Origin of the sequence: Nitratireductor soli (genome assembly GCF_001050155.1) — a bacterium.
Classification (GTDB): Bacteria; Pseudomonadota; Alphaproteobacteria; order Rhizobiales; family Rhizobiaceae; genus Nitratireductor; species Nitratireductor soli.
The window spans coordinates 1-391 of the sequence record NZ_LFVY01000058.1; the positions used below are offsets into that span (position 1 = coordinate 1).

The following is a 391-nucleotide window of genomic DNA, read 5'->3' on the forward strand; positions in this document are numbered from 1 at the left end:
TCTCCATGCCGAGCATTTTCCCGACCGTGTGGACGTCCTTGTCGCCCCGGCCGGAGAAGTTGACGATCATGATCTGCTCCTTGCCCATGGTCGGCGCGAGCTTCATCGCATGGGCGATCGCATGGGCCGATTCCAGCGCCGGGATGATCCCCTCGATCTTCGTCGTCAGCTGGAACGCTTCCAGCGCCTCGTCGTCGAGGATGGGGGAATAGATGACGCGGCCGGAATCCTTCAGCCAGCTGTGCTCCGGCCCGACGCCCGGATAGTCGAGCCCGGCCGAGATCGAATGGCCGTCGAGGATCTGGCCGTCCTCGTTCTGCAAGAGATAGGTGCGGTTGCCGTGCAGCACGCCCGGCTTGCCGGCCGTCATCGAGGCGCAATGCGCGTCGCC

At 65.0% G+C, this 391-nt stretch carries 1 pseudogene; it reads right to left on the minus strand.

Annotated features, from left to right (window positions below):
* Positions 1-391 (minus strand): annotated as a pseudogene (locus AB843_RS24615) (tryptophan synthase subunit beta); the annotation flags it as partial.